We start from the raw sequence: 25360 nt of genomic DNA on the forward strand, positions 1-25360 counted from the left end.
ATATTTATCATTCCTATAGTGCACTGACAGGGGTATATATATCAAATCGGTGATTTTTGGTTTTAATTTCAGCGGTTGGTTTTTCATTGGCGAGAAAAGGTGCAGAATCCGGTCTTTTTACGACAACCCGTTTTTTAGCTAAGCGCCTTGCCGGTGCTAATAAACTGTCTGCATCACTATCACTCCCTACCAATTGTTGAAAAATGCGCATTTCTTTTTTGACTAGCGCACTTTTTTGACGATGTGGAAACATCGGGTCAAGATAGACAACATCTGGCTTATCTGGATAGGAATCAAGTCCAGTAATACTCGAATGATAGATAAGATGTAAATGCTGCTGTAGCCAACTACCAATATTGGGATCTTGATAGGCACGTTGTAGACCATCGTCTAACAAAGCCGCAACGACAGGATGTCTTTCAAACATAGTAACATGACAACCTATAGCGGCTAATACAAATGCATCACGTCCAAGCCCAGCCGTTGCGTCCACGACGGTAGGTAAGTAATCACCTTTTACCCCAACAGCTTTTGCTATCGCTTCACCGCGTCCTCCACCAAATTGACGGCGATGCGCCATGGCGCCAGAGGTAAAATCAACAGCGATGGCACCTAATTTAGGCTCATCTGTTTTTTGTAGCGCTAGCTGATCATTTTGATTAAGTAGGACAAAAGGAAGATCTGCATGTGTGGATAACCACTGCTCAGCTAATTGGCTTAGCTGAGCAGAATAAGTACTAGTGGATACCATAGTGACGAAGTAAAGCCTCTAGTTGGGGTTCACGACCTCGGAAGTTTTTGAACAGTGTCATAGGTTCATCGCTTCCACCTTGCGATAAAATATTATCAAGGAAAGCATTTCCCGTTTTCGTATTGAAAATGCCTTCTTCTTCAAAACGAGAAAAGGCGTCTGCTGATAATACTTCAGCCCAGAGATAGCTGTAATAACCTGCGGCATAGCCCCCTGCAAAAATATGGCTAAAGGCATGAGGGAATCGCCCCCATTCAACAGTTGGTACCACAGCAACTAACTCTCGAACTTGCTTTAATGTTTCTAAAATATCAGGATCTTTTTGACTGTGAAGTTTAAAATCAAACAGCCCAAACTCTAACTGACGTAAAATAAATAGCGCTGCTTGATAATTTTTAGCATCTAACATTTTTTCAAGCATTTCAGCAGGTAAAGGTTCACCTGTTTCATAATGTCCAGAAATAAACGCTAATGCTTCGGGTTCCCAGCACCAGTTTTCTAAAAATTGGCTTGGTAATTCAACTGCATCCCATGGCACACCATTGATTCCTGCAACTGAAGAGACATCAATTTCAGTCAGCATATGATGAAGTCCATGTCCAAACTCATGAAATAGCGTTGTGACTTCATTATGTGTAAATAGTGCAGGTTTATCGCCAATAGGGCGGTTAAAATTGCAGGTTAAATAAGCAACTGGTTTTTGCACGTGACCATCCGCAAAACGCATACGACCAATACAATCATCCATCCATGCGCCTCCTCGTTTATGTTCACGAGCATATAAGTCAAGGTAAAAGCTACCTTTTAATTCACCATCTGTATTATAGAGGTCATAAAATTTAACTTCAGGATCCCAAACTTCGACGCCTTGTCGTTGTTTTGCTGTAATGCCAAATACACGATGAACAACTTCAAATAGACCATTTATAACAGTTTGCTCTGGGAAATAAGGGCGCAACTCTTCATCATTGATGGTATAAAGATATTGTTTTTGTTTTTCACTGTAATAAGCTATGTCCCAAGGTTTAATATCACTAGCGCCAAAAAATTCGTAAGCATAACGTTTTAAATCGGCGAGTTCTTTTTCGCCTTGCGGTTTTGCCTTACTTGCTAAATCAGTTAAAAATTCGATGACTTGCTGTGTAGATTCAGCCATTTTAGTTGCCAAGGATTTATCGGCATAAGTCTCAAAGCCTAATAAATGTGCTAGCTCATCACGCAATGATAAAATTTGTTTTATTATTTCAGTATTATCCCATTTACCCGCGTTGGGTCCTTGGTCTGATGCTCTTGTATTATAAGCTTGATAAAGCTCAAAACGCAGATCACGATTATCACAGTAAGTCATAATAGGTAAATAACTTGGGATATCAAGGGTGAGTAACCAGCCTTCTTGACCTTTGGCTTTGGCTTGCTCTTTAGCTGCTGCTAATGCACTTTCTGGCATGCCTGTAAGGTCATCTAAATTTGTGATTAATTTTGTCCACCCCATGGTCGCATCTAAAACATTGTTACTATATTTAGAGGAGAGTTCCGAAAGTTTAGCAACGATTTCACCATAGCGCTTTTGTTCATCTTCCGGTAATCCGATTCCGGATAACTCAAAGTCACGTAATGCATTATCGATCACCTTTTTTTGCGCTTTAGTCAGTTTGGTATACTCTTCACTTTCTTTAATCTGTTTATAGGCTTGATAAAGCGGTTTATGCTGTCCAACCCATGTGCTGTATTCTGATAATAATGGCAAACAAGCTTCATAGGCTTCTCTAAGTTCAGGGCTATTTTTTACAGAATTAAGATGGCTCACAGGAGACCATGCTCGACTAAATTTTTCGTCCATTTCATCAATGGGTTGGATTAAATTATCCCAAGTGTATTGACTATTTTTAGTTAATACTGTTTCAATCGTATGACGACAATTTTTCAAAGCCTCTTGAATTGCAGGTAAAACATGTTCAGGCTTGATTTGTGAAAATAAAGGAAGTGGTGTAGTTTTTAGTAATGGGTTTGTCATGTTGCGATACCTTTGTACAATGATATTGTTGTTTTATAGAACATCAGGTTATGGAAATAGCCATTCATTTAGTTTTGATGAAGAGGGCACTATAATCCCATTAATTTCCGCTCACGTTGCCATTCTGTTGGAGTATAAGTTTTAATTGATAAGGCATGAATACGGTTATCATTAATAAATTCTGCGAGAGGAGCATAAATAGCTTGTTGCTTTTTTACTCTGCTTAGATCTGCAAATAATTCACCAATAGCAATGACCTGAAAATGACTACCATCATTAGTCATGACATGCACTTCCTCAAGATCAAGTGAACTTTTTAATTTATCTATTATTTGCTGTTTGTCCATTATTAAAACTCATTATTTTTTGTGATTTTATGTTGAATATTATTCATATTATCTTAATTTGTCTTTTGATTAAAGATGAGTGTAACTTATTTTAGTATCACTGGTTGTAAATCATAAAGCGCAATTAAAGTAAGTAACTGAGGATTCACACTGTCTAAAGTAACATTATATTTATTACAAAAATAGACAAGTGTGGCAAGTCCCGAAGAGTCAACACGAATCAGCTGTGCCACATCAATTTTTTTCACCTCTTTTAATAGTGTATTTTGTATTGACCATATATCACTTAAGGAGTGAGCATCAAGCTCACCCTTTAGATATAATATATCTTGTTGCTTTTCGGTTGTGATTCGTGACATGTTAAGTTAACCTTTAGGTTTTTGATTCGGGTCTATTTTACGATTGGAAAGGTCATTTAATTGCTTCGTTAATGCATCAATACCATTTTGTCTTAAAATAGTTGACCATTCATTTTGCTTGGTAGTAATCATACTTACCCCTTCGGCAATTAAATCGTAAGCTTTCCATTCACCCGTCACCGAGTTCTTTCGCCATTGAAAATCAATACGTAATGGTTGTTGACCTTTGTCTGGTTGATTTAATAATACTCGAATAGAAATTAATGTTTTTCCAGTTAAATCTTTTGCTTTTTCAACTTGGTAAGATTGCCCATTATACATAGATAGTGCTTGTGCAAAAGCTTGAACGAGATAGTTTTCAAAAGCATTAAAATAGGCTGTACGTTGCGCATCGGTCGCATCTTTATAGGCGTTGCCTAGAATTAGCGCACCCGCATATTTGACTTGTACATAAGGCAATAGGTCAGATCTCACAATATCTTTGAGCAAATTAGGATTTGATTTAATTGCTGATTGTTGTGCTTTCATGGTACTAAAAATTTTGTCAGCGGCCACTTGCATTTCATCATAAGGATTATTATCAGCAAAAGCTGACATACTAACTGCTAAAGCGAAAATTAAAAAAATAGTTTGCTTAAATTTGGTTAACATAATGACAACTCCTTACTGTTCATTTGTATCTTGCGTATTTTGTTTCTTTTCTTTATTTGATGAATCACCCATACTATAAAGAAACTGACCAATTAAATCTTCTAACACCATTGCTGGTTTAGTATTGCTAACAACAAATCCTTCTTGAAAATAAGGTGGTTTGTCATTTTTTTGAGCCGTTGTATTAGTGGCATCAGGAGCATCTAATGCGTCAATGGCGAATTCGGTCGATTGATCTAACCCCAAATTGATATCAATAAATTGTTCACCTAAAATTCCTGAGGTTTTGATTGATAGTGAGCTGGAGCTTGGAATTTTATTGTACTGACTATCGATATCCATTGTTACATACGGTTTATAAATATCACTTCCTGATGATGTTAAGCTAATATTGGTTATTCGCCCAATTACCACCCCACCAATTTTAATTGGTGATCTAACTTTTAATCCGCCAATATTGTCAAATACGGCGTATACTCGATATGAATTATGGCTAGTAAAAGATGTAGGATCGGTAACGCGAAAACATAAAAATAGTACTGAGCAAATGACTAGTACCATGAATAATCCAACTGTAATTTCGACTTTACGACTCATGTTTAATGACCTCAATGACTAAACATTAATGCGGTTAAAATAAAATCTAACCCCAAAATAACTAATGATGAATAAACAACTGTATTGGTAGTTGCTCGACTAATTCCTTCAGATGTTGGTACGCAATCGTAACCATTAAAAAGTGCAATCCAAGTACTGGCAATTGCAAAGGCAAAACTTTTTACAAAACAGTTGCCTAAATCATGCCACCAGTCAACATTACTTTGAATGGAAGACCAAAAAAATCCTGCATCAATACCTTTCCAATCAACGCCAACTAATACACCACCTAAAATACCAACCGCGACAAAAATAGCCGTTAAAAACGGCATAGAGAAAAATCCAGCCCAGAAACGGGGTGCAATAATACGCCGTAATGGATCGACTGCCATCATTTCCATGCTTGATAGTTGTTCGGTAGCTTTCATGAGACCAATTTCAGCTGTTAACGCCGAGCCGGCACGTCCAGCAAATAATAATCCAGCAACAACAGGGCCTAGTTCACGCAATAAAGCCAGCGCAACCATCATACCTAAACTTGCCTCAGCACCAAATGTGGTTAAGATAAAATAACCTTGTAGTGCAAGCACCATACCAATAAAAAGTCCAGATACAATAATAATCGTTAAAGATTGTACGCCAACAAAATAAAATTGTTTGACCAGTAATGGGAACTGTTTCGCAAATTGTGGACGTCCAATGAGTGCTCCAAAAAGCATCATCCCTGAACGCCCCATTAAAGCGATAAGATTAATTAACCATTTTCCCAATCTTTCAAGTAAATTAAACATATGTTATATACCTCGGCTTAGGTCTAATTTATAGTCATCAGCGGGATAATGAAAAGGGACTGGTCCATCAGCTAAGCCTTCAAGAAATTGTTTTACACGCAAGTCGTCATTTTCGCGTAATTGCTGTGAGGTTCCGCCTGCAATAATGTGTTGTTCAGCAACGATGTAAGCATAGTCCGCAATACTAAGGACTTCATTCACATCATGACTGACAACAATACAGGTTAATCCAAGCGATTGATTGATTTCTGAGATTAATTTAACAATGACGCCCATTGAGATTGGGTCTTGACCAGCAAAAGGTTCATCAAACATAATTAAATCAGGGTCAAGGGCAATGGCTCTGGCTAGCGCGGCTCGCCTTGCCATACCGCCAGATAATTCTGACGGCATCATACGGGCGGCACCTCGAAGACCAACAGACTGGAGTTTCATCAATACTAAATTGTGTAATACAGGCTCAGGTAAATCAAGGTGTTCACGAATCGGGTAGGCAACATTATCGAAAACAGAAAGATCGGTAAATAGTGCGCCAGATTGGAATAGCATGCTCATGCGTTTTCTAACTTCATAGAGTCGGGCGCGAGACATACTTGGAATATCTTCACCATCGAATAATATTTTTCCTGATTGAGGTTTTAATTGACCACCGATTAGACGCAGTAGCGTGGTTTTACCAATACCTGAAGGCCCCATAATCGCTGTCACTTTGCCTTTTGGGACATTCAAGCTCATATTTTTATAAATTGGTCTTGTTCCTCGATAAAATGACATATCATGAATTTCAACCAAATTTTGCTGTAATGAGTCAGTCACTATGATTCCTACACTACCTTAATTAATTAAAATTAACGTTATTTTACTTGATAATGGCAAATAAAGAAATCGATAAAACATATTGTCAATCCTTATATTATGGTAATACTTAAGGTAAAAAGCATTTTTTAATTAAAAATCACTGAATCTTGATTTGTAATAGTCAAAAAAACTAAATGAGGTTTTTAGCGTGTTAAATCATTTTTTTAGTCTGGCATTAAGCTGCGTTTCTAATCGGTTCAAATAATAATCACATATTCTGATTTATTCATGCCTTGCTTTGCGAGCTAAAAAATTACCTGTGCTTTGCACCAATTGAATCACAATAACTAAAATGACCACGCAAATATAGGTAACTGTGGTATCAAAACGTTGATAACCATATGAAATGGCTAAGTCACCAATGCCGCCTGCGCCAACTGCACCTGCCATTGCTGTCGCTCCAATTAAGCCGATAGTGGCAGTGGTTAGGGTTAAAATCAATGAACTAAATGCTTCAGGTAATATAAAGTACCAAATGATCTGGATTGGTGTTGCCCCCATTGATTCAGCGGCTTCAATAATACCACTGTTTACTTCAAGTAAAGAGTTTTCAACTAAGCGAGCAATGTAAGGGGCGACATAAAATGTTAAAGGCACGATAGCTGCTGTTGTACCAATCGAACTGCCCACAATAAATTTAGTAAAAGGGACAATTGCCACTAGTAAAATAATAAAAGGTAGCGAACGAACTAAATTAATAATAGGATTCATAATCCGATATATTCGATTATTTTCAAGCAATCCTCCTGGGCGAGTTGTCACTAAACAAACACCGAGTGAAATACCAATTAATGAACCCAGTATTAAAGCGAAAAACACCATATAAAATGTTTCATAACTCGCTTGGATAAATTGCTCAACTGTCACGGTGGTTGAAATATTAGCTTTGAAATATTCAAGGATATCGGTGAAAATTTGCATTTAGTTTTCCTCCCAGTGGTTTATTTCAGTAACTTGTACGCCGTGTTTTCGAAGGAATTGTACAGCTTCTTGGATATTGCTATCGTTACCTTTTAGCTGAATAAACATACTGCCTAAAACTGTTTTTTCAATTTCTGACATATGGGCAAATAAAATGTTAACCACAACAATTTGTTTTAAAATAAGCGAATTGATAACGGGTTCTGAGGCTGAACGTCCTAAAAATTCAAGTTTAAATAGTTTAATATTGTCTTTTTTACCTTCTACTTCTAACAAATTTTCAACGACACCCTTTGGAATTTGATTGCTAATGACTGAATTGACAAAATTTCGAGTTGTTTGGTGTTGTGGGTGTCCAAATACATCCAGCACGTTGCCTTGTTCAATAATTTTACCTTTTTCCATTACGGCTACCTTATGACAAATTTGTTCAATAACATGCATTTCGTGCGTGATTAACACTACCGTTATTTTATATTTTTCATTGATTTTTCTAATTAAATCTAAGATTGCTCGTGTAGTTTGAGGATCAAGCGCTGAAGTTGCTTCATCACAAAGTAAAATATCCGGATCGTTAGCTAAGGCTCTTGCTATGCCGATTCGCTGTTTTTGTCCGCCAGACAGCTCTTTAGGATAACTATCTGCTTTGTCACTTAATCCAACAAATTCTAATAATTCATTTACTTTTTGTTTAATTGTATGTTTATCTTTTTTGATTAGAATTAAAGGAATAGCAATATTTTCATAAACGGTTTTTGATTCAAGTAAATTAAAGTGCTGAAATATCATGCCGATCTTTCGCCTAACTTGGCGTAAATCAGAACTGGATAGTTGATTTAAAATTTGATTTTGTACGATCACTTGACCTTGTGTCGGTTTTTCAAGGTAATTAATTAAACGAACTAAGGTGCTTTTGCCTGCACCACTATAACCAATGATGCCAAAAATATCCCCTTTATCAATGGTTAAGTTGATCTTGTCTAAGGCTTGAGTGGTGATGCCGTTTCGCTCATATTGCTTGGATACATTTTCAAATCTAATCATTCTTGCGTCCCTATTAACTTTGGTCTATTTGGATAAGCGCTTGTTTGGCAAGTTTAGCTAAATAGTTTGCTGCAGGTATTATCATGTCAGGATTAATTTGAAATTTAGGGTGGTGAAGTGCATAAGGGCTTTGAGAACCAAGGTTAATAAATACGCCCGGTACATGATGTAAATAATGGGCAAAATCTTCACCGCCTAATTGAGGTTGAAAATCAATGATTTCATAACCCTCTTGTCTCGCAATATTTTTTGCAAGCTCGACCCATTTTTCTACATTTATGATTGATGGAGGGCCTTCGAACCATTTTAATTCAGCTTTTGCGCCCATTGCAATAGCAATATGTTCAATAATAGACCTTAACTGTTGTTTGACTTTAGCTCTGATTTGCGGTGTAAGGGTCCTTACCGTGCCTTCCATTTCAACCTTTTCAGGTATCACATTCCAAGTATTTCCACCTTCAAATTTAGTAATGCTGACAATTACAGCATCAAGACCACTTACAGAACGACTTGAAATAGTTTGTATGGCGTTTACAATTTGTGCACCAATAACAATAGGATCAATACCCGATTCAGGTCTTGCTGCATGTGCTCCAACACCGGTTATGGTAATTTCAATGCGATCAACATTAGCTGAAAAAGGGCCAGATCGTGATGCCATTTGATTAATGGTTAAATTAGGGTTGTTGTGTAAACCGAGTATGGCATCGACCCCTTTTAATGCCCCAATTTTGATAAATTGTAGGGCTCCACTAAAGTTTTCTTCCGCAGGTTGGAATAGTAAACGAATGGTCCCTGTTAAATCTTTTTCGTGTTCTTTTAAAAGATAAGCCGCTGCCATTAAGATTGATGCATGTACATCATGCCCACAAGCGTGCATAACATTCTTATTTTGGGAACGATAATCACAATTTGTTTGTTCATGGATGGGTAACGCATCAATATCAGCTCGTAAAGCCAGAATAGGGGAACCAGTTCCAATTTCGGCAATGACACCCGTTTTAGCACCTAATTCTAAAATTTTAATGTTTGCTTTTTCTAAATACGTTTTCAATATTTTAGTGGTATTGAACTCCTGATTTGAAAGCTCAGGATTTTGATGTAATGTAACGAAAAGCTGATGAATAGTTTTTGCAATGGGCTGATGCATAATATTTCCAAAAAATGATTATCAGATGTTTTTAACGTTAGCACAGCTTAATTTTTCAACCTAATAATCGTTTTTTATATCTTATTCCAAAAAGTTATAAGATAGAATAACTTGGAATAAATAAACCATTATTTCTGTGCTAGAGTAAAACAAATGTCGATAGCCGATAAAGGGTAACTCAAATGAAAAATGGTTTTATCAAACATAAATTTTTACAACATATTGCTATTGTGGCTTTATTTAGTTCTGCATGTTTAATGATCGCTTGTGATAATTCCTCAAAACAAGCTAATAATCAAACCAAAAAAGAGATTAGTATGGGGGTATCACCCGGCCCGTATAATGATCTTTTTAGAGATGCGGTAAAACCTATTCTTGAATCAGAAGGATATAAAGTTAAATTGGTTAATTTCCCACATTTATTAGAATCAGATGTGGCATTGAGTGAAGGAAGCATTGATTTAACCGTTGCACAGCATACTGCTTATATGAATGTATTTAATGCCCAACGCAAAGCTAATTTAAAGCCAGTTGTGCATGTGCCATCGGTACCTGCGGCGATTTTCTCTAATAAATATCAATCATTAGATAAGGTTTTTTCTGGAGCTAAAGTGGCGATTCCTCAAGATGCTTCAAATGCTGCACGGTCTTATAATTTACTTGAAAAAGCAGGATGGATTAAATTGAAAGAAAATACGAATCCTATTTTAGCGAGTAAAAATGATATCGCTGAAAACTTAAAGGGCATCGATATTATTGAAATGGATTCGGCAAATATTCCTAGAGTTCTTAATGAGCTTGATTTTGCTGTCATTCCGGGGAGTATTGTTTATTCGGCCAACATTGATTCAAGCAAAGCATTGCTTTTGGAAACCATTGTCCCCGATTTAGAAATTATGGTTGTGGTGAATGAAGGTAATGAAAACAGTCAATGGGCGCAGGATGTTAAACGTATTTATCAATCCCAACAATTTAAGGATTATATGCAAGCTCACAATCATAATGGTTATTGGGTGATGCCACAAGAATAAAATCCAAAATGTGCCCGTTGTGAAGGCGGGCATTTAATATCTTGGCATTTGCGTATCAACGGTTAATGCCCAAGCATCAATCCCACCACTAAGATTATAAAGATAATCAGTATCAAAACCATTTTCAGCTAAATAATTGGCAACATTAAGGCTCCGAACTCCGTGGTGACAGTAAAGTACAATGTCGATTTCATCGGGTATTTTATCTAAATAAAGTGGGATAAGATTCATTGGAATATGGACGGAATTTTCAAGGCGGCATATTGCTACTTCATTAGATTCTCGTACATCAAGTAAAAACAGAGGATGTTTCTGATTTAATTTTTCTGCAAGTTCTGTCGGTGTAATAGATTTTATGTTGATCATGATTTTTAATATTGTTAAGTAATGGTAAAAAGTTGGATGTTTTATTTGTGTCTGAATATAAAGCAAAAACATATCAAGTTTCAAATAATTTTAACATCATCCCGTTCGAGGAAAACAGGATGATGTGTTGAGTATTATGCAGCTAAAGCTTTGCTAATTTTTTCATATAAGTCTTTTGATAAATGATCCAGTTTTAATAAGATTTCAAGTGCTTGACGCATTTGTTGCTGACGTCGTTGGTCATAACGTTTTAATCTGATTAATGGATCGATCAATCTTGCCGCAACCTGCGGATTTTTTTGATTTAATTCCATTAATATTTCGACTAAAAATTGATATCCACTCCCATCAGTTGCATGGAAAGCTACAGGATTATTATTAACAAAAGCACCGATTAAAGCGCGAATCCGATTGGGATTACTGAGCGAAAAGGATCGATGAGTTAAAAGTTTTTTCACCGTTGAAAGTGCATTTTTTTCTGGACTCGATGCATTCAAAGCTAACCACTTATCCATCACTAATCCGTCTTGATGCCATTTATTATCAAAATCGGCTAAAAGTTCTTGATGACAATCAAGCTGAGCTTTAACAGCAACTGTTAATGCAGCGATGGTATCTGTCATATTGTCTGCTTGATAATATTGTTGATGAACCAGATGATTTGCTTGTGATTTCTCATCGGCATGGGCTAAAAGCATCAAACAGGCATTTTTTAATGAGCGTTTAGCAATATCTTCATGTTCAATCCGATAATTTTCGATTTTATTGTGACGGTAAACTGCGGTTAATTCATCATAAAGTGCATTACCAAAACACGTTAATAAAAACAGGCGGACTTGATAGATGGCTATTGGGTCAACGACACTAAATAAATTGGCTAGTTCATTTTCCGAAGGTAAAGTGATGATTTGGGCAATAAGAGAGGGATCTGTTGATTCGGATAATAATATTGCTCTAAATGCATCGATAACTGAATCAGGAAGGCTTAGTTGTCGATTATCTTGATAATTTTTAACATTTTCCCGAATATATTTAATTAATAGCATTTGCGCAGCATCATAACGACTAAAAGCATTGGTTGCATGTTGCATCAAAAAAATCAAATCACTATCTTGATAATCATAGGTCATTTTTACCGGTGCAGAAAAATCACGTAATAATGAAATAATCGGTTTTTCATTCACGTTATCGAAAACAAATTGTTGTTTTGCTTGTGTTAAATTTAAAACATGATGAATTGGCAGTTGGTTATGCTCAAGTTTAATGATTTCGCCGTTATGTTGATATAATTCAATATCAACAGGTATATGCAAAGCTTTCTTTTCAGCTTGATCTAAGGTTGCAGGCGTGTTTTGTTCGATAGTTAAATAATAGTGTTTGCTTTTTTCATCATAGCTATCTGTAATGGTTAATTCTGGTGTACCTGATTGGCTGTACCATAATTTGAATTGTGTTAAATCAATGCCTGAAGCATCTTGCATCGCAGCGACAAAGTCATCGCAAGTTGCTGCACTTCCGTCATGACGTTCAAAATAGCGTTTCATGCCAGCTTGAAACTTATCTTCGCCTAACAAGGTATGCATCATTCGTATCACTTCAGCCCCTTTTTCGTACACAGTTACCGTATAGAAATTATTCATTTCTATGACTTGATCAGGACGAATAGGATGAGACATCGGACTTGCATCTTCAGCAAATTGGACACTACGTAAGATTTTAACATCATCAATTCGCTTAACGGCTCTAGAGCCCATATCTGCGCTAAACTCTTGATCACGAAAAACCGTCAAACCTTCTTTTAGGCTAAGTTGAAACCAATCACGACAAGTAACACGATTACCTGTCCAATTATGAAAGTATTCGTGACCAATAACACTTTCGATACCTAAATAATCATCATCAGTAGCCGTTTCTGGTTTGGCAAGAACATATTTTGAGTTGAAAATATTCAGACCTTTGTTTTCCATTGCGCCCATATTAAAAAAGTCAACGGCAACAATCATAAAAATATCTAAGTCATATTCTAATCCAAAACGAGTTTCATCCCAGCGCATAGCATTTTTTAAACTGGTCATTGCCCAATGTGAACGATCTAAATTGCCTTTATCAACATAAATCTCCAGATCAACTTTACGGTTTGAACGAGTTATAAACTGATCTTTAAGAATATCAAAATCTCCGGCAACCAATGCAAACAAGTAGGCGGGTTTAGGAAATGGATCTTGCCATTGTACCCAATGACGACCGTCTGAAAGTTCTCCTTGTGCAATGCGGTTACCATTAGAAAGCAGATATGGGTATTGTTGTTTATTGGCGGTAATACGAGTTGAAAAACGCGCTAAAACATCGGGTCTATCTAAATAGTATGTGATATGACGAAATCCTTCAGCTTCACATTGTGTACAAAGTGCTTCTCCAGAAACATACAATCCTTCTAGCGCAGTGTTATCAATCGGTTTTATTTCATTGACGATGGTTAGTGTAAATTCATCTGATGGAACATTATGAATAATAATGCCTGAGTTGGTAATGTGATAATCCTGCCAAGGCTGTTCATCGATATTGATAGCGATTAATGTTAAGTCTTCTCCATCTAAAACTAAGTCTGAGGCTTTAGCATTTTTTTGTATAATATGGCTTCGAGCCGTGACTGTTGTGATTTCTGCAGATAAGTTAAAATCAAGATCGATATCCGTAATGGTAAAATCGGGTGCTTTATAGTCCAGTCGATACTTTGCAGTTGGTTGTGTTTTGGTATTATTCGTTGTCATAGTTATTGTGCCTTTTATTTTTATAAATAATTAAAATTCGATAAATATTGCATGATTTTCACAACTGCACTTATCGTTATTGGTGATGTTTAATTAATTCTTTTGAGCATAGTTAGGTTATATTATTTAATCTGGTTTGTTATTAATATTATAGCCTAATGAAGATAGGTTATTATATATTTAATCTATATCTTCAATATTATTCTGCTATAATCTCTAGAATTTTTTTAGAGTATTAACAACAAAAAGACATGTTACCAGCTATAATTACATCAATCTTAGATACTGATGCTTATAAGTTGCATATGCAGCAAGCCGTTTTTCATCATTACCCAGATACCACTGTCGTTGCGGAGTTTCGTTGTAGAAGTGATGATTTATTAGGTCAATATGCTGATGAAATAAAACATCAAGTCAAATTAATGGAATCATTAACGCTTTCCGATGATGAATTTCATTATCTATCTGGCATCTCCTTTTTTAAATCTGATTATTTAAACTGGCTCAAGAATTGGCGTTTTAATAGTCAATTATTGACGATAACTAATCGAGAAGGAAGACTTGATATAAGAATTGAAGGAAAGTGGCTGGATGTAATTTTATGGGAAGTCCCATTACTGGCAGTTATTAGCGAAATAGCACATAGAGATCGTTCTCCTAATATTGGCGTGTCGGAAGCTATAGCCCAACTCAAAAATAAATTAACAAGATTTAACGAGCAAACTGCAAATATGGATATGTCGGGCTTTAATTTAATGGATTTTGGAACCCGAAGGCGTTACTCATTTGCCGTACAATCTGCTGTTGTCGATTACCTAAAAAACCATTTTGACAATTTTCATAGTACCAGTAACTATTTACTGGCTTATCGACTAGGGCTTACCCCTGTTGGTACTCAAGCACATGAATGGTTTCAAGCTCATCAGCGATTAACCCCAACTTTGCAAGATTGCCAAAAAACAGCGCTTAAAGTTTGGTTAGATGAATATCCTCAAGATTTGGGGGTAGCCCTAACAGATTGTATTACCATGGATGCATTTTTGTGTGATTTTGATACTTACTTTGCTAATCACTATCAAGGATTACGCCATGATTCGGGTGATTCGATTGAATGGGGTGAAAAGGCGATTGCCCATTACCAACAATTAGGGATTGATCCTAAAACAAAAATGTTAGTATTTTCCGATAGTTTAACTTTTGACAAAGCGATAAAGATTTATCAACATTTTCACCATCGAGTAAAATTGTCTTTTGGTATCGGGGGCTTTCTGGCGTGTGATATACCGTCTACTGAAGCAAATACCAAAGCCTTAAATATCGTATTGAAATTGACGCAATGCAATAATCAGTCTGTTGCAAAATTGTCAGACAGTCCAGGAAAAACAATATCGCAAGATTTAGCTTTTATTAATGAATTAAAAAGAACGTTTAACGTTAATCATTAAACTTATTTTTATAAAAAACGTGAATCAAATTATAAATGTTTTATTTAAAAATTTAATTTAATGCCAACTGAGACTAAAGTTAGGTAACTAAGTGGCATTTAGAATATACTTGTATTATTTTTAATACTATTTAACTTAATTAATATAGAGATGGATAATTAAAATGAATTCAGTTGCTCCTATTGTTGATGTGTTACAAGGCAAAATTGCTGTTGGTAGCACTATTTCTGTTCAAGGCTGGGTAAGAACGCGCCGTGATTCGAAAGCCGGTATTTCATTTCTAGCTGTTTATGATGGTTCGTGCTTTGATCCCATTCAAGCTGTTATAGAAAAAGATCTACCAAATTATGAACAAGATATTTTACGGTTAACGGCAGGTTGTTCAGTTAAAGTAACAGGTAAAGTTGTTGAATCTCCGGGACAAGGACAAAAATACGAGCTACAAGCAACACAAGTTGAGGTTTATGGATTTGTTGATGATCCTGAAACTTACCCAATGGCTGCTAAACGTCATTCAATTGAATATTTACGAGAAGTTGCTCATTTAAGAGCAAGAACCAACATTGTTGGCGCGATTACTCGTGTACGTCATACATTAGCGCAAGCCATTCACCAATTTTTTGATGAACGAGGCTTTTTTTGGCTTTCTACGCCAATTATTACCGCATCAGATACTGAAGGTGCAGGTGAAATGTTCCGTGTATCCACCCTTGATATGTTAAATCTACCTAAAACTGACAAGGGGAAAGTCGATTTTGATAAAGATTTTTTCGGAAAAGAAGCTTTTTTAACGGTGTCAGGACAATTAAATGCAGAAACGTACGCTTGTGCATTGTCTAAAGTTTATACTTTTGGGCCAACTTTTAGAGCTGAAAATTCCAATACAACACGCCATTTAGCTGAATTTTGGATGATGGAACCTGAAGTTGCGTTTGCTGATTTAAATGATAATGCAAAACTTGCAGAAGATATGTTGAAGTATGTCTTTAAAACCGTGCTTGAAAAACGTGCTGATGATATGCAATTTTTTGCTCAGCATATTGATAAAGAAGCAATCAATCGTTTAGAAAACTTTATTAATGCCGATTTTGCTCAAGTTGATTACACCGATGCCATTACTATTTTACAAAACTGTGATGCCAAATTTGAAAATCCAGTGAGTTGGGGAATCGATTTAGCGTCAGAGCATGAACGTTATTTAGCTGAACAGCATTTTAAAGCGCCTGTCGTTGTTAAAAATTATCCAAAAGATATTAAAGCATTTTATATGCGTATGAATGACGATGGTAAAACGGTTGCTGCAATGGATGTGTTAGCGCCAGGCATTGGCGAAATCATTGGCGGATCGCAACGTGAAGAGCGTTTAGATATGTTAGATAAGCGCATGGACGAAATGGGGCTTAAAAAAGAAGATTATTGGTGGTACCGTGATTTACGTCGATATGGTACTGTTCCCCATTCTGGATTCGGTCTTGGATTTGAGCGCTTAATTGTTTATGTCACTGGCGTACAAAACGTAAGGGATGTGATTCCTTTCCCAAGAACGCCACGAAATGCAAATTTTTAACTGGTATAAATAAACAAACATTTTTGGATGTTTATGATAAAACGCAAATTAGTGATAATTAGCAAATATGTATAAATTATAATCAAACGGTTTCGTTTTTGGGGTTAGACATCAAAATTAACGAAAAGTTCACTTGCTTTTAAAAAATTTTTATACATAATTTACACTACTGTAAAAAGTGGAAGAAAATAATAGTAATATTATTTTTGGATGAATAATCATTGTACATAAATAGGCACTAAACTTTTCAGTTAGTGTCTTTTAATAAATAACCATGAGGGTAAGAAATGAAACGTAATCTATTAGCAATCGCTATTCCTGCACTTTTAGTTGCAGCTAGCGCAAATGCATCTATTGAAGTTTGGAACAAAGATGGTAATAAAGTAGACTTTTACGGTCGTGTAAAAGCAGCTAACCACATCACTGATCGTGGTCAAAAAGATGAAGGTGACGATACTTCTGCTCGTTTAGGTATGTCAGGTCAAACTCAAATCACAGATTGGTTATCTGGTTATGGTCGTTGGGAATATGAAGCTAAATCTGGTAAAAATTCAGATAACGAAGTTCGTTATGCATTTGCTGGATTAAATTTTGGTGACTTCGGTTCATTTGATTATGGTCGTAATGATGGCGTATTAAAAGCAATTACTGCATATACTGACGTATTACCAGAGTTTGGTGGTGACGCTGCAAACAACAATTGGAACGTGCTTTCTGCTCGTACTAAAGCTGTAGCAACTTACCGTAACAATAACTTCTTTGGTTTAAATGATGATATCAGCTTTGCAGTACAATATGCTGATAATGGTGATAACTCACTTACTAAAGATAATATTCGTGGTGAATCAAGAGAAGCTTGGGGTACAAACGTTCAATGGAACATTTTTGACACAGGCTTAACTGCAGGTATTGGTTATGCTCAATCAACTTCAAGTGATCAACGTCACAATACTTGGGCTACTGGTATTAAATACGATAACTATAATTTATATTTAGCTGCTAACTATTTCCAAAGCAAGTTAAAAAATCGTTATATCGATCATAAAGGTCATATTGCAGATGAAAAAGTTAAAGGTATCGAATTAGTTGCTCAATATGGCATTGAATTAGATGTTGGTCGTTTAACTCCATCTTTAGCTTATGTTCAACATAAACTAACAAGTGGTTATGATGGTGATAATAAAGCGCATTACCGTTCAGGATCTCATAGCTCACCTATGGCTAAATACGTATCTTTAGGTGCAACTTATGATCTTAACAAAAATTTCAGCGCTATCGTAGAATATAAATTTAATCTACTTGACCATAAAGACATTGGTGCAGCGATGAATACGACTAATAATCGTGGTCATAAGAAAGCAAATACTCCAGGTACAAAAGATGTGTTAGGTGTTGGTTTAATCTACCAATTCTAATTCTTCTTAAATTATAAAAAAGACACTTAGGTGTCTTTTTTATCGCCTTTTGAATTTATTCCCGCCCAAAAAAACATTTTATGCTTAAAAAAATTTATTGTAGGTACTAAAATAAACTAAATTTCGTAGAAATTTACTTATTTGCATTGTTTATCTGCAATGTAAGCAGAAATCTTATATCTAATACAAGATATCACAGTAATAATATAATTGCTTAATTTTGCAGTTATTTATTAACCGAGAGCAAAGTAATTTGCATCTTTAAAAATATAAATACCTATGAGGGTAACAAAATGAAACGTAATCTATTAGCAATCGCTATTCCTGCTCTTTTAATTGCAGGTACTGCAAACGCTTCTATTGAAGTGTGGAATAAAGACGGCAATAAAGTCGATTTTTATGGTCGAGTTTATGCATTAAACTATATTACTGACAGAAACAACCAAACAGGCGAAGGTGATAAAACGACTGCACGTTTAGGTATGTCAGGTCAAACTCAAGTTACTGACTGGTTATCTGGTTACGGACGTTGGGAATACGAAGCTAAAACTGGTAAAAATGCTGACAACGAAACTCGTTATGCATTTGCTGGTTTGAATTTTGGTGATTTTGGTTCATTCGATTATGGTCGTAATGACGGTGTGCTAAAAACTTTAACTTCTTATACAGACGTTTTACCAGAATTTGGTGGTGATGCTTCAAATAATGATCTTTATGCATTATCTGCACGTACTAAAGCTGTAGCAACTTATCGTAATACTGATCTATTCGGTTTAGTTGATGGTTTACGCTTTGCTGTTCAATATGCTGATAACGGTGATAACAGCTCAACTAGCCATTTCAATGCAGTGAATCGTAACAACGGTCATGATAGTGCGGAAGCATGGGGTTCTGTTATCGATTGGGATGTGCTTGATACTGGTTTATCTGTTGGTGCTGGTTACACTCAAACTAGTGGTCACAAAAATGCTAAAGCATGGTCAGCAGGTATCAAATACGACAATGACAATGTTTATTTAGCTGCGCTATATATTCAAGGTAAACAAAAATATGGTTGGGATAATGCATCATCTAACCACAATGCAGATGACTTAAAAACCAAAGGTATTGAAATTGTTGCTCAATACGGAATCGACTTCGATATTGGTCGTTTAACTCCATCTGTTGCTTATATCCAACACAAAGTTAAAGATGCTTCTAGCTATTCTAGCGATGCAGGGCTTAAAGGTAATGACCTTGTTAAATATGTTGATGTTGGTTTAACTTATGCATTCAACAAAAACTTACAAGCTATTGTAGATTATAAAATCAACTTGTTAGATAAAGATGATATCGGTGCACGTCGTGCATTATATGATAGCAGCACATTTAGCAAATCAGAAATTAAAGCGACAACAAAAGATACTGTTGCACTTGGTTTAATCTATCAATTCTAATTAATTGCAATTTGATATTTTTGAAAGGCACTTCGGTGCCTTTTTTATTGTCCCTAATTTAATCAAATAAAACTTGAATTTTAATTGATACTCTGTTAAAAACATCAGCAATAATAATAGATTAGGACAACATTATGCGTTATACCACTCGTCAGTTAGCTGCCAAAAAAAATATTGCTTTAGTCGCACATGATCACTTAAAAGAGTCATTATTAAATTGGTGTAAAAAAAATCGAGAAGAGCTTTCTCATCATCATTTATGTGGTACAGGAACTACGGGAACATTAATTAAACAAGAAACAGGTCTAAATATTACACCTATGCTTAGTGGCCCTATGGGTGGCGATCAACAAATAGGCGCATTAATTGCCGAAGGAAAAATTGATATTCTTATCTTTTTTTGGGACCCGCTCAATGCGGTACCACACGATCCTGATGTCAAAGCTTTACTTCGTTTATCAACGGTCTGGAATATTCCGGTTGCGACTAATCAAGCAACCGCTAATGCACTGATTCAATCCTCCATTTTTACGCAAGAAATAGAAATTGAAATTCCTGACTATCAAGGTTATTTAGCTGAAAGATTAAAATAATTGCCAATATAATCCCAAATACTACATAACAGAAAGGGCAAATATTGCCACAGAAACAGGGTCTAACATGTCGGCTTTATTGTTAATGTCTTTTGGGATTCTGATTTTTGGTATTACAAAAACATTATTGGTAGTACCACTTTTAATTGCATTGTTTAAATGAGGTATTTTTATTGCCAAGCCTGTAAGAGAATGTTGAACAACAAATCAGAGTAATTTAAAAGTAAAACTATTGCGTGGGATTGAATTAATTCGAATTGGCTATGGCGAAGTTTGTTGGCTTATACCTATCGCCGTTTATTTATATAAGTTGCTCGATATAAAAATCGGATTTTGATATGCAACTTTAATAATTTTAATACTAATCGAATTGACAGTTGTCGGCTTTCTACAGTATTAATTTAAAATGAAGTTTCAATATTGTGAGTTAAAATGAAGAAAACGGATTAATTTCCCCTTTATTAAATAAAATCGCTTCTCCAGTATTCAGCTTGTACCATGTTTCATTAGAAGTTAATGGCAACGTTGAAATGATTGTGACGATATCATTAGGCGTAGTGTGTTTTTGAAAATCAATTTCAACATCTTCGTCAAGAAGTTTTGCTTTTCCGAAAGGTGCTTTACGTGTTATCCAATGTAAGTCAGTTGAACAATAAGCAAAAACATATTGACCGTCAGAGAGTAACATATTAAATACCCCAAGTTGGCTTAGTTTGTCAGCGCATTGCTTAATATAGCTGAATACTTCCAGATCATTACTGGGTTTTTGCGGATATTTCTTGTGAAGTTGATTAATGAGATAACAAAATGCATATTCACTATCAGTCAGACCTACAGGTTCAAATATCCCCATATCAAGATCTTCATAACCTGTTAGCTGCCCGTTATGGGCAAAAGTCCAATTTTTTCCCCATAACTCACGCGTAAAAGGATGCGTATTTTCAAGTGCTACGCCTCCTCGATTTGCTTGGCGAATGTGGGCTATGACTGCTTTTGACTTTATTGGATACTGTTGAACAAGTTTGGCAATAGGCGAATAACTGCAAGGTTCAGGATCTTTAAATGTACGGCACCCCTTACCTTCATAAAAAGTAATACCCCACCCATCTTTATGCGGGCCCTTATCACCACCACGTTTGACTAAGCTGGTGAAACTAAAACAGATATCTGTTGGCACATTCGCACTCATGCCCAATAATTCGCACATTTACTTGCTCATCTCTTTTTCGATTAGCATGATTAAAATGTGAATCACTTTAATATGAATTTCTTGAACACGATCAGCATAACCAAAATGAGGAACTCGAATATCCACATCAGCAAGACCATGCATTTTACCGCCATCTTTACCGGTTAACGTAATCACTTTCATCCCTTTTTGTTTTGCTGCTTCAATTGCTTTTAGCACATTAGCAGAGTTACCTGAGGTAGAAATACCTAGTAGTACATCACCTTTTTGACCTACACCCTCGATATACCGAGAAAAAATCGAATCAAACCCAAAATCATTACCTACACACGAAATATGACTAACATCAGATATCGCTATTGCAGGATAAGCAGGGCGATTGTTGCGATAACGTCCTGTTAACTCTTCTGCAAAATGCATAGCATCACAGTGAGAACCGCCATTCCCACATGATAGCACTTTACCACCATGTTTGAACGAATCAGCCAATAATATAGCGGCTTGCTGAATATGTTCTAAATTTTTATCATCTGAAATAAATTTATTTAACACATCAGCTGCTTCATTTAACTCATTTCGAATATTATCAATATACATTAATCTTACCCTCATAAAAAATTTAGCCACCATTGTAATTCTTTCAAAATAGCTTGCAAGTACTAAAAAATAAATTTAATTCTCATTCATTTTTTTATTTTTCATGACTGGTCAATTAAAACATCGTCTTGAAAATAAAAACTAAAATGAGTGATCAGTCTTAAAACATCAATTATTCTAAATTGATTATCTACAATATGAGCTTAATTAAATTATTTTTAAAAATAGTACAGTCTTATTTTTAGATATTTGATGTAAAGATCTTGCTCGTAGCGCTATTTGCTAATAGGAGAAATCTGCAGTTTGTGATACAATTTGGCAGTTATTTTTTCACGAATAAAGATAGTGAAATTGCATTTAAAAATCAATTGATAAGGAATTAGTATGCAAACTATTGAAGCTAAAGTTATCGCACCAAAAGCAAAAGTTGCCATTATTGTGGCACGTTTTAATCATTTTATAAATGATAGTCTTGTTAATGGCGCTACCGATGCATTAAAACGTATTGGGCAAGTCGATGATAAAAACATTACAGTTATTTGGGTACCTGGTGCTTATGAGATCCCACTAGCGGCAAAAGTTGCAGCACAATCCAAAAAATATGATGCAATAGTTGCATTAGGAACCGTGATTCGAGGTAGTACGGCGCATTTTGATTTTGTTGCTGGCGAATCAAGTTCTGGTTTATTAAGTGCAAGCCTAGATTATTCGATCCCAGTTGGATTTGGTATTTTAACAACTGAATCTATAGAACAAGCTATTGAACGTGCAGGCACAAAAGCGGGTAACAAAGGTGCTGAAGCAGCATTAACTGCGCTTGAAATGCTAAACGTTATTAAAGCAATTAAGGAGTAAGTTAGTGGCATCAGTCAATCCTCGTCGTCGAGCAAGAGAGTGTGCGGTACAAGCAATATACTCTTGGCAAGTTTCCCGAAATGATCTTGCCGATGTTGAGACCAGTTTTATTGCAGAACAAGATATGAAAGGCGTTGACTCCAAGTATTTTCGAGAACTCTTAAATGGGGTGGGTAAGAATACAGCAGAGTTAGATGATAAAATGGCGCCATACCTCACTGAACGTACAGTTGAAGAGCTAGGTCTAATTGAATTAGCAATATTGCGAATTGCGCTATATGAATTAACCAAACGCCAAGATGTACCGTACAAAGTCGTGATTAATGAAGCAATCGATCTAACAAAAACGTTTGGTGCTGCTGATAGCCACAAATTTGTTAACGGTGTATTAGATAAAATAGCTCCAACCATTCGTACACGATAACTGACCAAAAGTGAGATTGAAATGAACAACAATTCTGAAAAAAATAAACCAACCATTTTTTATGCGAAGAACAGTGAACCTCAGAAACGTTCTCGCTCAACTCAGCAGAAAATGACGGGTCGTAAAGACAATTTTAAAAAAGATTCATTTCAGTCTAAAACCAAAATTAGACAATCAGTAAATGACCGTATTGAAGTATTTAAACCTAAAACCAATAAACCCGGGACAGAAAAACTGAATCGTAATTTAGAATCAAATTTTAAGTATGGTCAATTTGTCGAACATGATTCCCCATGGCAGAAAAAAGTTCGTGATAATGAGCAAACGCCTACTTATGGTTATGATGAATATCGTCAACGTAAAGAAGAAACCCTCGTTTATAGTGAAAACAGTTGTAAAGCTGTTTTCAAACATCGACGCTCAGCAATCGTCAAATTATTTATTACTCAAGATATGACCTATCAGTTTAAAGATTTAATTAGCTGGTTAGTCAATCAACGTTTAGGCTACGATGTCGTATCGGTTGAACAAATTGCGAAAATAACCCAAACGGAGCATCATGGTGGGATCTGTTTAATTGTTAAAAAACGTATACCACTTACATTAGTCGATTACCTCGAAAAAAATAGTGGCAAAAACCAAGATTGTGTTTTAGCAATTGATGATGTGAATAATCCCCATAACTTAGGTGGAATTATTCGAAGCGCCGCATTTTATGGTGTAAACGGTGTCATATTGCGTCAGACTAATTTACTCAATAGTGGCGCAGCAATGCGTATTGCCGAAGGGGGAATCGAAGCGATTGAGTCGATAAAGAGTGATGACTTTGTTGCTTCGCTTGAACGATTAAAACAACATGATTATCAGATTGTTGCCTTATTACCATGCCCGGTTAAGTCAATTAAATCGAGTGAATTACACCAAATTAAATTCAATAAAAAAGTCGCTATCGTTATTTTTCAACAAATTAATCGAAAACTGGTAGAATGTGCAGATGTAGTTGTACATTTACACGGTAATGATAATATGGCGGCACTAAATATTTCTGTTGCTACAGGTATCTTATTATCAACATTATAATTAAAAAATATGATTACTTTATTTTTGCTCAAAACATTAATACCTATAAAGGTTAATGGGATTTGATAAAATAGAGTATATGTTAAATAGCATCAATTGGTTAGAAAATGAATATTTTTTCTGTAGATTGTTAACAAGTTTTAAATGCATTGGTAAGTGGTATGGAGTCTAAACATAAAGTTGGTTTAATTTTTGGTAAGTTTTATCCTCTACATAGTGGACATATATATTTAATTGAAAAAGCGATGAGTCAGGTCAATGAATTACATATTTTTCTTGGCTGTGAACCATCACGTGATCAACAACTGTTTGACAAAAGCCATTTATCAAAACAACCTAAAGTCAGTGATCGATTCACATGGCTGAAAGAAACCTTCAAAGACCGTCATAATATTCATATTCATGTTTTAGATGAAGCTGGAATCCAGTCTTATCCAAATGGCTGGAAAGACTGGAGTGATCGTGTCAAACTTATTTTGAATGAATATAAAATCAAACCAACGGTTATATTTACCAGTGAACCTCAAGATATAAAAAATCATGAGCTTTATTTCGGTTGCCCAGCAATTATTATTGATGCTGATCGCAACTTTATAAATATTAGTGCTACTCAAATACGCGAAAACCCCTACCAAAATTGGTCTTTTATTGCACAAGCTGCCAAGCCTTTTTTTGTCAGAAAAGTGGCGATTATAGGACAAGGAATATTTAAAGAACTTCCAATTCAGCTCGCTAATATTTATAACACGCAATACGTATCAAATGGCTATATTAATTATATCGAGCGGGAATTAACAAACTCACATAATAAGCGTTATTTGAGTGAGGCTGATTACCTTAAAATTGCAATGTTACATGTTGAACGGATATCGAGTGCTGAAGTACAAGCTAATAAATTACTGTTTGCTTCAATCGATTTTGATACGTTAGCACATTATTATCAGCAAGTGTTTGATAAAGAACATCAAGTTTTAAACGCATTAAAAGAAAATTATCATTTTGATTTGGTCATCCATGAAAAAGATTTTGACCCAAATCTTTCATCATTAGAATATTTTGAAACCGTATCCAATATGGTCGAAAGGTTGTTGATTTAGTTCATCACTTT

At 35.5% G+C, this 25360-nt stretch carries 25 protein-coding genes; 10 read left to right on the forward strand and 15 right to left on the reverse strand.

What is annotated here, in order from left to right; translation table 11 throughout:
- Positions 1–13: 13 nt before the first annotated feature.
- The 11 genes from J3U14_RS06325 to J3U14_RS06375 all read right to left on the reverse strand — a co-directional run bounded on the left by J3U14_RS06325 (position 14) and on the right by J3U14_RS06375 (position 9483).
- Positions 14–751: a class I SAM-dependent methyltransferase gene (locus J3U14_RS06325; protein ID WP_267352328.1), complete on the reverse strand. Its 738-nt coding sequence runs from the start codon at positions 749–751 to the stop codon at positions 14–16.
- A complete protein-coding gene (prlC, locus tag J3U14_RS06330; protein ID WP_267352327.1) occupies positions 738–2765 on the reverse strand; it encodes an oligopeptidase A in 2028 nt (675 codons plus the stop codon). The genes J3U14_RS06325 and prlC overlap by 14 nt, the downstream gene beginning before the upstream one ends.
- Positions 2766–2854: 89 nt before the next feature.
- Positions 2855–3112 carry a BolA family protein gene (locus J3U14_RS06335; protein ID WP_220216609.1) on the reverse strand — a complete coding sequence of 86 codons (258 nt, stop codon included), beginning with the start codon at positions 3110–3112 and terminating at the stop codon, positions 2855–2857.
- A gap of 86 nt (positions 3113–3198) precedes the next feature.
- Positions 3199–3471, reverse strand: coding sequence for an STAS domain-containing protein (locus J3U14_RS06340; protein WP_065558874.1), 273 nt, complete (start codon positions 3469–3471; stop codon positions 3199–3201).
- A gap of 6 nt (positions 3472–3477) precedes the next feature.
- The gene (gene mlaC / locus J3U14_RS06345) at positions 3478–4122 is read right to left on the reverse strand and encodes a phospholipid-binding protein MlaC (RefSeq protein WP_267352326.1); all 645 of its coding nucleotides are present in this window, start codon (positions 4120–4122) and stop codon (positions 3478–3480) included.
- A gap of 12 nt (positions 4123–4134) precedes the next feature.
- On the reverse strand, positions 4135–4719 hold the full coding sequence (gene mlaD, locus J3U14_RS06350; RefSeq protein WP_267352325.1) for an outer membrane lipid asymmetry maintenance protein MlaD: 585 nt from the start codon (positions 4717–4719) through the stop codon (positions 4135–4137).
- 11 nt (positions 4720–4730) lie between these two features.
- On the reverse strand, positions 4731–5510 hold the full coding sequence (gene mlaE, locus J3U14_RS06355) for a lipid asymmetry maintenance ABC transporter permease subunit MlaE (RefSeq protein ID WP_065558871.1): 780 nt from the start codon (positions 5508–5510) through the stop codon (positions 4731–4733).
- Positions 5511–5513: 3 nt separating this feature from the next.
- Positions 5514–6326, reverse strand: coding sequence for a phospholipid ABC transporter ATP-binding protein MlaF (gene mlaF / locus J3U14_RS06360; RefSeq protein ID WP_267352324.1), 813 nt, complete (start codon positions 6324–6326; stop codon positions 5514–5516).
- Positions 6327–6590: 264 nt separating this feature from the next.
- On the reverse strand, positions 6591–7289 hold the full coding sequence (locus J3U14_RS06365) for a methionine ABC transporter permease (RefSeq protein ID WP_267352323.1): 699 nt from the start codon (positions 7287–7289) through the stop codon (positions 6591–6593).
- Positions 7290–8333, reverse strand: a complete 1044-nt coding sequence (locus tag J3U14_RS06370; protein WP_267352322.1) for a methionine ABC transporter ATP-binding protein — start codon at positions 8331–8333, stop codon at positions 7290–7292. It lies immediately after the preceding gene.
- 13 nt (positions 8334–8346) lie between these two features.
- Complete coding sequence (locus J3U14_RS06375; RefSeq protein ID WP_267352321.1) at positions 8347–9483, reverse strand: amidohydrolase; 1137 nt, start codon at positions 9481–9483, stop codon at positions 8347–8349.
- A 182-nt stretch (positions 9484–9665) separates the two neighbouring features.
- Here J3U14_RS06375 and J3U14_RS06380 point away from each other — a divergent pair, with 182 nt between their 5' ends.
- On the forward strand, positions 9666–10514 hold the full coding sequence (locus tag J3U14_RS06380) for a MetQ/NlpA family ABC transporter substrate-binding protein (RefSeq protein ID WP_267352320.1): 849 nt from the start codon (positions 9666–9668) through the stop codon (positions 10512–10514).
- 33 nt (positions 10515–10547) lie between these two features.
- Here J3U14_RS06380 and J3U14_RS06385 read toward each other — a convergent pair whose 3' ends face one another.
- Positions 10548–10877, reverse strand: coding sequence for a rhodanese-like domain-containing protein (locus tag J3U14_RS06385; protein WP_411596546.1), 330 nt, complete (start codon positions 10875–10877; stop codon positions 10548–10550).
- A gap of 137 nt (positions 10878–11014) precedes the next feature.
- A complete protein-coding gene (gene pepN, locus J3U14_RS06390; protein ID WP_267352318.1) occupies positions 11015–13651 on the reverse strand; it encodes an aminopeptidase N in 2637 nt (878 codons plus the stop codon).
- A 251-nt stretch (positions 13652–13902) separates the two neighbouring features.
- Between pepN and pncB the strand changes: the two genes are divergently transcribed.
- The 5 genes from pncB to J3U14_RS06415 all read left to right on the forward strand — a co-directional run bounded on the left by pncB (position 13903) and on the right by J3U14_RS06415 (position 20107).
- A complete protein-coding gene (pncB, locus tag J3U14_RS06395; protein ID WP_267352317.1) occupies positions 13903–15096 on the forward strand; it encodes a nicotinate phosphoribosyltransferase in 1194 nt (397 codons plus the stop codon).
- Positions 15097–15259: 163 nt separating this feature from the next.
- Positions 15260–16663 (forward strand): asparagine--tRNA ligase, encoded by a 1404-nt coding sequence (asnS, locus tag J3U14_RS06400; RefSeq protein ID WP_065558865.1) that lies wholly within the window; start codon positions 15260–15262, stop codon positions 16661–16663.
- A gap of 287 nt (positions 16664–16950) precedes the next feature.
- Complete coding sequence (locus tag J3U14_RS06405) at positions 16951–18078, forward strand: porin (RefSeq protein WP_267352316.1); 1128 nt, start codon at positions 16951–16953, stop codon at positions 18076–18078.
- Positions 18079–18371: 293 nt separating this feature from the next.
- The gene (locus J3U14_RS06410; protein ID WP_267352315.1) at positions 18372–19514 is read left to right on the forward strand and encodes a porin; all 1143 of its coding nucleotides are present in this window, start codon (positions 18372–18374) and stop codon (positions 19512–19514) included.
- Between the two features lie 134 nt (positions 19515–19648).
- The gene (locus tag J3U14_RS06415; RefSeq protein ID WP_267352314.1) at positions 19649–20107 is read left to right on the forward strand and encodes a methylglyoxal synthase; all 459 of its coding nucleotides are present in this window, start codon (positions 19649–19651) and stop codon (positions 20105–20107) included.
- Positions 20108–20534: 427 nt separating this feature from the next.
- On the opposite strand, the gene J3U14_RS06420 is transcribed toward J3U14_RS06415, so the two are convergent.
- Positions 20535–21314 carry a class II glutamine amidotransferase gene (locus J3U14_RS06420; protein WP_267352313.1) on the reverse strand — a complete coding sequence of 260 codons (780 nt, stop codon included), beginning with the start codon at positions 21312–21314 and terminating at the stop codon, positions 20535–20537.
- Complete coding sequence (gene lpcA, locus J3U14_RS06425; protein ID WP_267352312.1) at positions 21315–21893, reverse strand: D-sedoheptulose 7-phosphate isomerase; 579 nt, start codon at positions 21891–21893, stop codon at positions 21315–21317.
- A gap of 384 nt (positions 21894–22277) precedes the next feature.
- Between lpcA and ribE the strand changes: the two genes are divergently transcribed.
- The 4 genes from ribE (at position 22278) to nadR (ending at position 25349) form a co-directional block, all read left to right on the forward strand.
- Positions 22278–22748: a 6,7-dimethyl-8-ribityllumazine synthase gene (gene ribE / locus J3U14_RS06430; RefSeq protein WP_411589901.1), complete on the forward strand. Its 471-nt coding sequence runs from the start codon at positions 22278–22280 to the stop codon at positions 22746–22748.
- A 4-nt stretch (positions 22749–22752) separates the two neighbouring features.
- On the forward strand, positions 22753–23172 hold the full coding sequence (gene nusB, locus J3U14_RS06435) for a transcription antitermination factor NusB (protein WP_065558858.1): 420 nt from the start codon (positions 22753–22755) through the stop codon (positions 23170–23172).
- Positions 23173–23193: 21 nt separating this feature from the next.
- Positions 23194–24252 carry a TrmH family RNA methyltransferase gene (locus J3U14_RS06440; RefSeq protein WP_267352311.1) on the forward strand — a complete coding sequence of 353 codons (1059 nt, stop codon included), beginning with the start codon at positions 23194–23196 and terminating at the stop codon, positions 24250–24252.
- 161 nt (positions 24253–24413) lie between these two features.
- Positions 24414–25349 carry a multifunctional transcriptional regulator/nicotinamide-nucleotide adenylyltransferase/ribosylnicotinamide kinase NadR gene (gene nadR, locus J3U14_RS06445; protein ID WP_267352310.1) on the forward strand — a complete coding sequence of 312 codons (936 nt, stop codon included), beginning with the start codon at positions 24414–24416 and terminating at the stop codon, positions 25347–25349.
- Positions 25350–25360 lie beyond the last annotated feature (11 nt).

Source organism: Gilliamella sp. B3801 (genome assembly GCF_026536645.1).
In the GTDB taxonomy this organism is placed as follows: Bacteria; Pseudomonadota; Gammaproteobacteria; order Enterobacterales; family Orbaceae; genus Gilliamella; species Gilliamella apicola_I.

What these genes read in the sequence shown, in the direction of transcription:
- J3U14_RS06325 (WP_267352328.1), bottom strand. Translation starts at nt 751, where the DNA reads ATGGTATCCACTAGTACTTATTCTGCTCAGCTAAGCCAATTAGCTGAG.
- prlC (WP_267352327.1), bottom strand. Translation starts at nt 2,765, where the DNA reads ATGACAAACCCATTACTAAAAACTACACCACTTCCTTTATTTTCACAA.
- J3U14_RS06335 (WP_220216609.1), bottom strand. Translation starts at nt 3,112, where the DNA reads ATGGACAAACAGCAAATAATAGATAAATTAAAAAGTTCACTTGATCTT.
- J3U14_RS06340 (WP_065558874.1), bottom strand. Translation starts at nt 3,471, where the DNA reads ATGTCACGAATCACAACCGAAAAGCAACAAGATATATTATATCTAAAG.
- mlaC (WP_267352326.1), bottom strand. Translation starts at nt 4,122, where the DNA reads ATGTTAACCAAATTTAAGCAAACTATTTTTTTAATTTTCGCTTTAGCA.
- mlaD (WP_267352325.1), bottom strand. Translation starts at nt 4,719, where the DNA reads ATGAGTCGTAAAGTCGAAATTACAGTTGGATTATTCATGGTACTAGTC.
- mlaE (WP_065558871.1), bottom strand. Translation starts at nt 5,510, where the DNA reads ATGTTTAATTTACTTGAAAGATTGGGAAAATGGTTAATTAATCTTATC.
- J3U14_RS06365 (WP_267352323.1), bottom strand. Translation starts at nt 7,289, where the DNA reads ATGCAAATTTTCACCGATATCCTTGAATATTTCAAAGCTAATATTTCA.
- J3U14_RS06370 (WP_267352322.1), bottom strand. Translation starts at nt 8,333, where the DNA reads ATGATTAGATTTGAAAATGTATCCAAGCAATATGAGCGAAACGGCATC.
- J3U14_RS06375 (WP_267352321.1), bottom strand. Translation starts at nt 9,483, where the DNA reads ATGCATCAGCCCATTGCAAAAACTATTCATCAGCTTTTCGTTACATTA.
- J3U14_RS06380 (WP_267352320.1), top strand. Translation starts at nt 9,666, where the DNA reads ATGAAAAATGGTTTTATCAAACATAAATTTTTACAACATATTGCTATT.
- pepN (WP_267352318.1), bottom strand. Translation starts at nt 13,651, where the DNA reads ATGACAACGAATAATACCAAAACACAACCAACTGCAAAGTATCGACTG.
- pncB (WP_267352317.1), top strand. Translation starts at nt 13,903, where the DNA reads ATGTTACCAGCTATAATTACATCAATCTTAGATACTGATGCTTATAAG.
- asnS (WP_065558865.1), top strand. Translation starts at nt 15,260, where the DNA reads ATGAATTCAGTTGCTCCTATTGTTGATGTGTTACAAGGCAAAATTGCT.
- J3U14_RS06405 (WP_267352316.1), top strand. Translation starts at nt 16,951, where the DNA reads ATGAAACGTAATCTATTAGCAATCGCTATTCCTGCACTTTTAGTTGCA.
- J3U14_RS06410 (WP_267352315.1), top strand. Translation starts at nt 18,372, where the DNA reads ATGAAACGTAATCTATTAGCAATCGCTATTCCTGCTCTTTTAATTGCA.
- J3U14_RS06415 (WP_267352314.1), top strand. Translation starts at nt 19,649, where the DNA reads ATGCGTTATACCACTCGTCAGTTAGCTGCCAAAAAAAATATTGCTTTA.
- J3U14_RS06420 (WP_267352313.1), bottom strand. Translation starts at nt 21,314, where the DNA reads ATGTGCGAATTATTGGGCATGAGTGCGAATGTGCCAACAGATATCTGT.
- lpcA (WP_267352312.1), bottom strand. Translation starts at nt 21,893, where the DNA reads ATGTATATTGATAATATTCGAAATGAGTTAAATGAAGCAGCTGATGTG.
- ribE (WP_411589901.1), top strand. Translation starts at nt 22,278, where the DNA reads ATGCAAACTATTGAAGCTAAAGTTATCGCACCAAAAGCAAAAGTTGCC.
- J3U14_RS06440 (WP_267352311.1), top strand. Translation starts at nt 23,194, where the DNA reads ATGAACAACAATTCTGAAAAAAATAAACCAACCATTTTTTATGCGAAG.
- nadR (WP_267352310.1), top strand. Translation starts at nt 24,414, where the DNA reads ATGGAGTCTAAACATAAAGTTGGTTTAATTTTTGGTAAGTTTTATCCT.